Origin of the sequence: Agrobacterium bohemicum (assembly GCF_001562555.1) — a bacterium.
GTDB lineage: Bacteria > Pseudomonadota > Alphaproteobacteria > Rhizobiales > Rhizobiaceae > Agrobacterium > Agrobacterium bohemicum.
In genome coordinates this window covers 637,052-647,227 of sequence record NZ_KQ961023.1, presented here as the reverse complement: position 1 = coordinate 647,227, position 10,176 = coordinate 637,052, and the positions used below count along the sequence as shown (strand labels likewise).

Genomic DNA, 10,176 nt, shown 5'->3' with positions numbered 1-10,176 from the left:
CGTGACCTTTCTGGCACTTCTGACTGGGATTCGTTCACACGCGCTCAGTTCGAAGTTGACACAAAGACAGACACCGAACTCGGCGCTCTGCGTGGCTTCATCGGCTTCCGTGGCAATGCTGACAATGGTTCTGCTGCTGGTTCCAGCGTATTCGTTGATCAGGCCTTCATCTCTCTCGGCGGTCTCACTGTTGGTAAAGTTTACAGTGAATGGGATAACGACCTGAACGGCGAAACAGACATCCTGTCCACCAACACTCTGTTCAACTCTGTTCGTTACACATACGACGCTGGCTCGTTCGCGGCCACTCTGTCGGTTGACGAACTTGAAGGTACGCTTTCTACACGTGACAACAACGTTGGTATCACCGGTGTAGTTTCTGCCAAGTTCGGCGCAGTCAGCGCGACTGTCGTAGGTAGCTATGACACAGACCTCGAAGATGGTGCCATCCGCGGTATCCTGTTTGCTGACGTCGGTCCTGGCACACTTGGTCTTTCCGGCGTATGGGCTTCCGGCGCGAATTCTTACTACGCAGTGTCCGAATGGGCAGTTGCTGCTGAATACGCAATCAAGGCAACAGACAAGCTGACGATCACGCCTGCTGCTCAGTACCTCGGCAACGTAGGTCCTCGCGGTCTTGATGGCTCGATCTATGGCGCAGGCATTTCGCCAAACGCCGACTTCAGCTCCAACGATGCTTGGACTGCTGGTCTGACGGTTGACTACAAGATCACTGACGGTCTTGCTACCAAGATCACTGCAAACTACTACGACGAAGACAACCGTGGCGACGAAGTCACTGGTTTCGTTCGCCTTCAGCGTTCGTTCTAATCTGATCTAACTTCGGTTGGTTAGGAAAGCCCGGCTTTAGAGCCGGGCTTTTTATGTTTGGGCCGCTGTGCTGCGGCGGCCCTTTGCGGGTTACATTGGGTAAAGAAAAAGCGCCGGTAAGACGGCGCTTTCGTACTTTCTATAATCTATGTCCGACTCACCCCGAACGGCCATCACGTAAGTCGGCAACAATATCCGCCTTCTGGCCCAGCCGTGTCTTATAGACCTGATAATTTTCCATCACCCGCTGCACATAGTTGCGGGTTTCGGGGAAGGGGATGCGTTCGATCCAGTCTACCACGTCATCGATGGGTTTGCCGCGTGGATCGCCGTATCGGCTGATCCATTCCGGTACGCGCTTTGGTCCTGCATTATAGGCGATGAAGGTGAGGATGTAGGAGCCGCCAAAACTGTCGATCTGTTCGCCCAGATAATGCGCGCCGAGAGTGGCGTTGTATCCGGCATCCGTCGTCAGCTTGGCCTGAGTGAAATCCATGCCATGGCGGCTGGCGACGCCTTTGGCTGTTCCCGGCAGAAGCTGCAACAGGCCGCGCGCATTGGCGGGAGAGACTGCGGCTGGATTAAAAGCGCTTTCCTGTCGCGCGATGGCATAGGCGAGTGCCATGCCGGAGCCTGAAATATTGGCCGTACCGGGTATGACGCCGATCGGGTAGGCAAGCGCCGCCGCATCTATGCCGCGTCCGAATGCCGTCTTGCCGATTTGAAGCGAGACCTGATGATTGTTGTTCTTTTCCGCCCGGGTTGCGAGGATTGCAAGCTCGCCTGGACTGTCGATCTGTTCGGCCAGAGCGCGGTAAAGTCCATCGGCGCGCCAGCTGTAACCGGCAGCTTCAAGCCGCTCGATGGCACGAACCGCTTCGCGGTCTGCAAAATGCTGCCTGTCGCTGTCCGTCGGGGAAGGGTAGGTGACGTTGATCGTCGTGCTGCCAATTCGCGCCGCCGCAAGCTGCCCGTAAAAGGTGCCCGGATTGGCGGCGGCTTTGGTGAAATACGCACGTGCATCGCCCGGCCCGCCTGCTTCCGCAGCGCGTCCCAACCAGTAATAGGCGCGGGAGGCGGAAAGCGGGCGGTTCGATGTTTCCAGCAACGCATTGAAATGCTTGGCGGCAGAGGCCGGATCCTGCAAGGCACGCAGAGCATACCAACCAGCGTGAAACTCCGCGTCGGCAATATCGACAGGCGAGGTGGCCGAATGGTTGGCAACGATGCGGTAGGCTTCGCTGAAATGACCAAGGTCAGCCAGGCCTCGCGCCACGATCCGTCGCTCGTTCCACCATTCGCCGGGGTTGACCAGCTTGGCCTGCTCCTTGGGTGCTTGCGCAAGAAGCTTTGCGGCGTCCTCATATTTCTGCTGATGACGCAGGTTTTCGATCCGCGCGAAAAGATAGGCCGGGTCGGCGCGCATCGGGCCGCTGACTGCATTCAGGGCAGCAGGGGCATTTTTCGCTCTCTGCAGAACGGCGGACCATGCGGCATAGAGTGGTTGCGCCTTGCCAAGGTCACCAAAACGTTTCGCCTGGCTGACACGGCTGCGATACATCAGGAAATCCATCCGCGCTTTGTGATCAGCGGCAGAGAGAACGCCCGGAAATTGGGACATGACACGATCTTCCAGGACCGTGTCCATACCTTCGCTGACCCACAGTTGCTGTATGAGCTTTTGCGTCTGGGCCGCATTGCCCGAAGCGTTCAGCGCCTGCGCCAGCGCGATGGTGCCTTCGGGAGTTTCTGGGGTGGCTGTTCCGAAATATGCGATGACCTGCGCAGGGGGCGGGCTCTCTCTCAGTAAGGCGCGTTCCGCGTTTGCACGGAAAGTCGCAGTTCCCGACCAGCCCTTCAACTCGCGTTGAGCGGTCGCGATTTCGCTCGACGCCACGTCGCGCTGCCCCGAAATGGCAATTGCCCAGGTCAGAATATGGCGGTCCAGGTTGGTGGGTGGCAAAGCGTCGCGAATGGAAATGGCGCGCAAAGCATCACGACTAGAGAGCGCATCGAGCCCAGCTTTCAAATCGGAAACGTCGAGAGGCGTATTGGGGCGAATAATCGACCCCGTCACTTCGGGTGTGGCGAGTGGAAACACCTGGGAGGACGGCGCATTCGGCTTGACGAAGGGCAGGGGTGCCATGCCGTCCGGGGACGGACCCGCCCACGCGCTCCACACCGTTGCGGCAAGACCCGCTGCCACCAAGCTCAAAGCTGTTTTCTTCATGGCCGTACTCGCGACTTTGGAATGACTGCCGGCGCCTGTCCACGTTCCTGTTCAAACCTCACGGCAGATAACATGCCTCCATTAGCCGCTTTCAGCATTAACGAAACCTTAAACAAAAGCCTCGCATTCGATCAAATTTCAGTCAGGTGGGGCTCTGCTCGACGGCTTTGGCAGCCAGTTCCTGATGTCATTTCGGCTTTGCCTTCAATGCTGCAATTATTTGCATTTTCGCGTTCAAAAGCAGCCGTTAACAGCTTGTCGGTGGCTTAACCCCACTCTAATGTGACTTCGTTTTAATCATGGAATGCGGCTGAAGCATGGACTGGCTCACCGCAAGGAGTTTTGCATGTTCAAGGGATCCATTCCCGCCCTCATTACGCCGTTCACCGCGCAGGGCGCCGTGGACGAAACAGCGTTTGCCGCCCATGTGGAGTGGCAGATTGCTGAAGGCAGCAGTGGCCTCGTGCCCGTCGGAACGACCGGAGAATCTCCAACCCTGTCGCACGACGAGCATAAACGGGTCGTTGAACTGTGCGTGGAAACGGCGGGCAAACGGGTTCCGGTCATCGCTGGTGCGGGTTCCAACAATACGCGCGAAGCCATTGAGCTTGGCCTGCATGCGCAGGAAGTGGGTGCAGACGCGCTGCTGGTTGTCACGCCATATTACAACAAGCCAACGCAAAAAGGCCTCTTTGCACATTTCTCGGCAATCGCCGAAGCGGTGACATTACCAATCGTGATCTACAATATCCCACCGCGTTCCGTCATCGATATGTCGCCGGAAACCATGGGCGCGCTGGTCAAGGCGCATAAGAACATCGTCGGTGTGAAGGATGCGACCGGTAAGCTGGATCGTGTGTCCGAACAGCGCATCACCTGTGGCAAAGACTTCGTCCAGCTGTCTGGTGAAGATGGCACGGCACTTGGGTTTAACGCGCATGGCGGCGTGGGTTGCATTTCTGTGACTGCCAATGTTGCGCCGCGCCTTTGTGCAGATTTCCAGGCTGCGATGCTGGCCGGTAATTACGCATTGGCGCTGGAATTTCAGGACCGTCTGATGCCGTTGCACCGCGCCATCTTCCTGGAGCCCGGCGTTTGCGGCACGAAATATGCGCTTTCACGCAGCCGTAATGGCAGCCGCACGGTGCGTTCGCCTTTGATGGATACGCTCGAGCCTGCAACGGAAGCGGCCATTGACGCGGCTTTGAAACATGCGGGCCTTATCAACTGATACAGACCGTAGATGCGCTGGAAACGGCGCATCTTCACTTTTGGCAACCCCGCCACTACATAGGGGTTGAGCCGCAGCCAGTTTGCGGGCGAATAAAACGGATTGAAAAATGGCCCCCAAAGGCAGTCAGCGTGTCGTGAACAAGATCGTTGCGGAAAACCGCAAGGCTCGGTTCAACTATGAAATCCTCGATACATACGAGGCAGGTATCGCTCTGACTGGCACGGAGGTTAAAGCGCTGCGCGAAGGCAAGGCGAATATCGCCGAATCCTACGCATCTGATGAGAATGGTGAAATCTGGCTTATCAATTCGCATTTGCCGGAATATCTGCAGGCCAATCGTTTCAACCACGAGCCACGCCGTCGTCGCAAGCTTTTGCTTTCGAAACGCGAAATTCACCGTATGCGGATCGGCATCAATCGTGAGGGCATGACGCTCGTTCCGTTGAAGATTTATTTCAACGAAAAAGGTCGCGCGAAGCTTGAGCTAGCCATCGCCAAAGGCAAGAAGCTGCATGACAAGCGTGAAACGGAGAAGGAGCGCGACTGGAACCGCCAGAAATCGCGTATTCTTAAAGGCAGCGCGGGCTGATTTTTTGTCGCGTAAGGCCGCTTTAGGTCAGGTCTGATGCTGTCGAGAGATTACTCTCCCAACTCCATGACGAGAGACAAAGGCGCGCGGAACGTCGCGATCAACCCGCTTTGGGTGAAGTTCTTTTCCACGTCGCCAGTCCCTGCAATTCCCATGCGAATGAGGCGCGAACCGAAACCTTTTCGTTCCGGTTCTGCAGCAGGCGGGCCGCCCTTTTCTTCCCACTTCAGCGTCAAAATGGGCCGTTCGGAATCGTCTGAAACATGCCAGCTGATATCGACCACACCAGCATCTGTTGATAGCGCGCCGTATTTTATGGCGTTGGTGCCAAGCTCATGCAGCAAGAGCGATAGAGAGAGACCGGCCTTGGGCCCAAGCGGAACCTCGGGGCCGGACATCACGACTTTGCCATCGCCAGCATGCAGATGCATGACCCTGCCGATCACTTCACGAAGGCGCGCCGTCGACCAGGATTGCTGAAGCAGCACATCATGCGCGGAGCTGAGCGCCTGTAACCGACCATTGAAGGCAGCAACCGCATCTTTTTCGGTGACGTTTTTCAGTGTTTGCGCAGCAATGGCCTGCACGATGGAGAGCGTGTTCTTGAGACGGTGGCTGAGTTCCTGATTGAGAATTCGCTGCTCGGATTCCGCATTCAGTCTGGCAATCGCCGCGTAGGCACGGTCGGCGACGCCCCAGGCAAAATCAAGCTCTAGCTTGCTCCAGAAGCGCGGTTTCGAATCATGTGCAAACAGCACGCCAACCAGCGCGCCTCTGTCGATGATAGGAACCTTGACGAAGGACCGCACGCCCATGGCGGCATAGGCCTCCGCGTCACTGTCAAGCCAACTGGCGGCATTGATGTTCGGGACAGCCAGCGTATCACCGAGTTCAAGGCGCTTGGTCGTCGCCTGAAAAAGGCTGAGCGGGTGGTGGCCGGCAATGGATGTTGTGCCGGATGCGAGCCAGTTGAACTCGACATACAAGCTATCCAGCGCACTGTTTATCGTTGAATATCCGGAACGGTTGACGCCGAGACCCTCGGCGAGAATTTCCGATGTGATCCGGGAGATATCCTGCACCGTCTTGCCCACACGCAACCTGTCGCCCAAGGTCAGGAGGGCTGCGATGCGCGCATCCTTGCGTTTGGAATCGGTGATGTCGATGACAACACCGATCATCTTCACAGGCTTGCCGCGCTCATCCTCCACGAACTGCGCCCGCCGCGCTACCCAGCGCACACGCTGGTCGTTGCCGCGCCGCACCCGGTACTCCACGCTTAAGGGCGCAGTGGCCGCACCGCGGCTGGCGGCTTCAGACGCGGTTTTCCTGTCACCATCGACGATCAGGTCTTGGAACACCGAAGCTTTGTAGTTCTGCTGCTCCGGCACTCCGAAAATTCGGCAGAATTCGTCCGAAACAATCATCTCGTCGGTTTCGATATCGACTTCGAAAATGCCGATACGGCCTGCGTCATGCGCGGCTTTTGAGCGCTCATCCTTCAGCCGTAACGCTTCCGCCTTGGCGCCGACCTTGCTGGCGCGGATCTGCCTTTTCGCCGAAAGACGACGCTCGAGCGTAAGATCGTATGATACTGCATGCAAGGTTCGTCGCAACTCAAGCTGTGACATCACCTGACGGGCCAGTGCTTGCAACGAAGCCTTCTGTACGTCCGTCAGTTCCTTTGGCTCGTAGCCAAGTGCGCAGACCGTGCCGATAGGCAGACCATCATCGGATTTCAAAAGGGCGCCCGCATAGAAGCGAATATGTGGCTGGCCGGTCACGAGCGGATTGCACTCGAAGCGCGGGTCTTTCGTCGCGTCCGGCACGACCATGAAGTCCTGCTCCAGGATGGCTCTTGCGCAGAACGAACTGTCCAGAGGCGTTTCGCGTACGCCCAAACCCACTTCGGCTTTGAAGAACTGCCTGCCATCACCAATCAGATTGACGACAGCAATAGGCGTGCCGCAAATCGCCGATGCAAGCTGGGCAATGTCGTCAAAATCCTGCTCGCGCGGCGTATCGAGGATGTTGTAGCTCTCGAGTGCGGCCAACCGGCGCTGTTCTTTAGAAGTAATACCTTCCATGGGCCTTTGATATCTGGAGCTTCTATGCCGCGTCGGCTCGACGCAGCCGATCATTTAGCCCATTTGATACAATACTTTGCGCCATTCCCAAACGAAAAAAACCAAGCACCAAATTGTGACTCTGGCGTGCCAAAAAGGCCGCGCAAAATTGCGTGATACAAGCAAAAAACGCCAGTTGGTCCGCGAGAACCACGCTGGCGCTTTTTTCTATCGAATCAAGAATGTCCGCGTCTCTGCCCCAGACCTTTCAGGCTGCGCGATACATCGTCTGCTGATGGCTCATGGTTTTTTGAACGTTGAAACGGCTGACCAGAGCGGCAAGATTGTTGCTGACGTCACTCAGGCCATGGGTTGCCGCGTTGGTTTCTTCCACCATGGCGGCATTCTGCTGCGTCAATTGGTCCATGCTGCTGATCGCCGAGTTGATTTCGCGAATGCCCACGGCTTGCTCCTGCACTGCCTGCGTAATGGCGCCGATATGGTCTTGAATATGATCCACCTTTTCACCGATCGAGTTCAGCGCTTCGCCCGTGCGGCTGACCAGTGACACGCCGGACGTGACATCCTGCGAGGATTTGTCGATGAGGACACGGATTTCCTTGGCGGCATTGGCGGAACGCTGCGCCAGTTCACGGACCTCCTGCGCCACAACGGCGAAGCCTTTGCCCGCTTCACCGGCGCGCGCTGCCTCAACACCGGCATTGAGTGCCAGAAGGTTCGTCTGGAAAGCAATTTCATCGATGACGCTGACGATCTGGGCAATCTTTTGCGAGGATTGCTCGATGGCGCTCATGGCCTCGACGGTTTCCGTTACGATATGGCGGGAACGCGCGGCCTCTTCGGCGGAGCTCTTGACGATATCGCGGGCCTGTTCGGTGCGTTGAGCGGATTGTCTGGAAATCGTGGTTATCTGTTCAAGTGACGCGGCGGTTTGTTCCAACGATGCGGCCTGCTGCTCGGTGCGGCGCGCCATGTCATCCGTCGAAGCAGTCAGTTCGCGGGTGTTGTCTGAAATCTTCTGAGATTCCTCGATAATCTCGGAAAATGCGCCGGAAAGCTTGGCAAGCGCAGTGTTGAAATTGTTTTTCAAACCGTCGAACTCGGCAGGGAGATCGCCGTCTAGGCGGGATGTCATATCGCCCTGCGCCATGTGGTTCAGCGCCGTATTCAGCAAGGACAGAACGTGTTCCTGTTCCTGCTTCATCCGGGCCTGTTCGAGCTCCACCTTGGCGCGCTCCTCGGCAAGTGCTTCAAGATAAACGGAAATCGAGTAGTCCATGTCCAGCATCGCCGCTTTGACTGCAACGGTGATGTCCTTGGCAACCTTTTTACCCTTCTTCTCGACCATGAACCCTTTAAGCTGGGATTCGACCACGGCATTGATGATGCCTTCAAGAACAAGGGCGTAACCGCCAATATACCAGCGCGGCTCAAGCCCAAGGCGTGCATGGGTGCGCCCGATGGCGGTCACTGCCGTGGTATATTCGCTGTCGAATGCCGCAGAAGCGATGCGAGACCAGTGTTTGACCTGCATGGTTTTGGCGTGTTGGATGTGGGCCTCGTTCGCGAAGAACTTCGCGGTATCAGGCGTAACCTTCGCTTTTTTGTAAAATGCATCCAGCGACCCATCAAGCGAAGCAGTGATGACGGGCTTCAGCGCAGCAAGATCGCGCCTCTGCTCAACGCCAAGGCCGATAAAATCAAGCCTCTCATTAAGATAATATGCGCTCTTTTGTCCCGTCATTCCGTAAAACCCCTGAAGTCGCAAGACGCGATCCCCACCGCGCCGAATTGGACTCAAGAGAACACTTTTATACTTAACGAACTGCTAAATTTGGTGGATGCGTACACCAATACCAAAAAAAGCACGGGCACCGTCAAGGTGCCCGTGCTTCAATCGTTCGTAACGATGTAAACGTTTACTCGACAGTCTCAGTATTTTCGACCACGCGGTGAGTGCGCTCGCTTGGGTCACGACCGATTTCCGCCTTGAGTGACAGCAGGTCGATGAAGTGATCAGCCTGACGACGCAAATCATCGGCAATCATCGGTGGCTGTGTCGACATGGTCGAGATGACGGACACCTTGCGGCCGCGGCGCTGCAGTGCATCAACGAGCGTCGTGAAATCACCATCTCCCGAAAACAGGACAAGGTGGTCGACGGTCTCGGACTGCTCCATGGCATCGACGGCAAGCTCGATGTCCATATTGCCCTTGATCTTGCGGCGACCCATGGCGTCGGTGAATTCTTTCGCTGGCTTCGTCACGACCTTATAGCCGTTGTAGTCCAGCCAGTCGATCAACGGACGAATCGAGGAATATTCCTGATCTTCGATAAGGGCGGTGTAATAATAGGCGCGCAGCAGATATCCGCGCTTCTGGAAGGCCTTCAGAAGTTTTCGATAATCGATATCGAAGCCGAGGCTTTTGGATGCAGCATAAAGGTTGGCACCATCGATAAAGAGCGCAATTTTCTCACGTGGATCAAACATAGAAACAAAATCCTCCCTAGGCGAACGGGCCGCCAATAATTTAAACAGTATCGGTTAGCGAATATAGGCGCGTCATACGGTACATTATTAAGCATTCATATAAGTGTCATGGTTCGCCAGTCCAGCCCCTCATGAAAATTATGTGTAAAGTTTAATCCAAATGACGAATTCGTGCTTGCGAAACGTGCAGGTGAGGAAAAACTTGAAATCTTTCGTCAATGCCTGTATCGGGACGGGTAATCCGCGACATTAAGACCGCAAAGGACAGGCAATGGCCCGTGTCACCGTAGAAGATTGCATTGATAAAGTAGACAACCGTTTCGAACTGGTTCTTCTCGCCAGCCATCGTGCGCGTCAGATTTCGCAGGGATCGCAGATCACGATCGATCGCGATAACGACAAGAACCCAGTGGTTGCGCTGCGCGAAATCGCTGACGAAACGCTGTCTCCAGACGACCTTAAGGAAGACCTCATCCACTCCCTGCAGAAGCATGTTGAAGTGGACGAGCCAGAACCCGATCCAGTTTCGATTGCTGCTTCCGGTTCTTCTGCCGACGCAGAAGATGACGACGCACCGGAGACAGTGAACTTCGACCAGATGACGGAAGAAGATCTTCTGGCTGGTATCGAAGGCCTTGTGCCGCCAGAAAAGAACGACGATTATTGATTTTATCAACGCAAAGCCGGGCAGGGTACTGTCAGGTTACGCTCTG

8 protein-coding genes are annotated in these 10,176 nt (G+C 55.9%); 4 read left to right on the top strand and 4 right to left on the bottom strand.

From position 1 onward, the window contains the following. A partial coding sequence (locus ATO67_RS03165; protein WP_067644102.1) for a porin occupies positions 1-831 on the top strand: 831 nt, incomplete at its 5' end. A gap of 157 nt (positions 832-988) precedes the next feature. Here the strand turns inward: ATO67_RS03165 and ATO67_RS03160 are convergent. Continuing rightward, the gene (locus ATO67_RS03160; protein ID WP_067644099.1) at positions 989-3,061 is read right to left on the bottom strand and encodes a lytic transglycosylase domain-containing protein; all 2,073 of its coding nucleotides are present in this window, start codon (positions 3,059-3,061) and stop codon (positions 989-991) included. Positions 3,062-3,407: 346 nt separating this feature from the next. Here ATO67_RS03160 and dapA point away from each other — a divergent pair, with 346 nt between their 5' ends. Continuing rightward, a complete protein-coding gene (dapA, locus tag ATO67_RS03155) occupies positions 3,408-4,292 on the top strand; it encodes a 4-hydroxy-tetrahydrodipicolinate synthase (protein ID WP_067644096.1) in 885 nt (294 codons plus the stop codon). Between the two features lie 109 nt (positions 4,293-4,401). After that, complete coding sequence (gene smpB, locus ATO67_RS03150) at positions 4,402-4,884, top strand: SsrA-binding protein SmpB (RefSeq protein WP_067644093.1); 483 nt, start codon at positions 4,402-4,404, stop codon at positions 4,882-4,884. 50 nt (positions 4,885-4,934) lie between these two features. Here the strand turns inward: smpB and ATO67_RS03145 are convergent, their stop codons facing one another. The 3 genes from ATO67_RS03145 to ATO67_RS03135 form a co-directional block, all read right to left on the bottom strand. Then, complete coding sequence (locus ATO67_RS03145) at positions 4,935-6,971, bottom strand: GAF domain-containing protein (RefSeq protein WP_067644090.1); 2,037 nt, start codon at positions 6,969-6,971, stop codon at positions 4,935-4,937. Between the two features lie 247 nt (positions 6,972-7,218). Then, positions 7,219-8,715 (bottom strand): globin-coupled sensor protein, encoded by a 1,497-nt coding sequence (locus ATO67_RS03140; RefSeq protein WP_067644087.1) that lies wholly within the window; start codon positions 8,713-8,715, stop codon positions 7,219-7,221. 175 nt (positions 8,716-8,890) lie between these two features. Continuing rightward, positions 8,891-9,463 (bottom strand): LabA-like NYN domain-containing protein, encoded by a 573-nt coding sequence (locus ATO67_RS03135; RefSeq protein ID WP_067644084.1) that lies wholly within the window; start codon positions 9,461-9,463, stop codon positions 8,891-8,893. 271 nt (positions 9,464-9,734) lie between these two features. Between ATO67_RS03135 and rpoZ the strand changes: the two genes are divergently transcribed. Beyond that, on the top strand, positions 9,735-10,130 hold the full coding sequence (gene rpoZ, locus ATO67_RS03130) for a DNA-directed RNA polymerase subunit omega (protein ID WP_067644081.1): 396 nt from the start codon (positions 9,735-9,737) through the stop codon (positions 10,128-10,130). The last annotated feature ends 46 nt before the right edge of the window (positions 10,131-10,176 follow it).

Excerpts from the sequence above, each read along its gene's own strand:
- smpB (WP_067644093.1), top strand. The coding sequence starts at position 4,402 with ATGGCCCCCAAAGGCAGTCAGCGTGTCGTGAACAAGATCGTTGCGGAA.
- ATO67_RS03135 (WP_067644084.1), bottom strand. The coding sequence starts at position 9,463 with ATGTTTGATCCACGTGAGAAAATTGCGCTCTTTATCGATGGTGCCAAC.
- ATO67_RS03140 (WP_067644087.1), bottom strand. The coding sequence starts at position 8,715 with ATGACGGGACAAAAGAGCGCATATTATCTTAATGAGAGGCTTGATTTT.
- rpoZ (WP_067644081.1), top strand. The coding sequence starts at position 9,735 with ATGGCCCGTGTCACCGTAGAAGATTGCATTGATAAAGTAGACAACCGT.
- ATO67_RS03145 (WP_067644090.1), bottom strand. The coding sequence starts at position 6,971 with ATGGAAGGTATTACTTCTAAAGAACAGCGCCGGTTGGCCGCACTCGAG.
- dapA (WP_067644096.1), top strand. The coding sequence starts at position 3,408 with ATGTTCAAGGGATCCATTCCCGCCCTCATTACGCCGTTCACCGCGCAG.
- ATO67_RS03160 (WP_067644099.1), bottom strand. The coding sequence starts at position 3,061 with ATGAAGAAAACAGCTTTGAGCTTGGTGGCAGCGGGTCTTGCCGCAACG.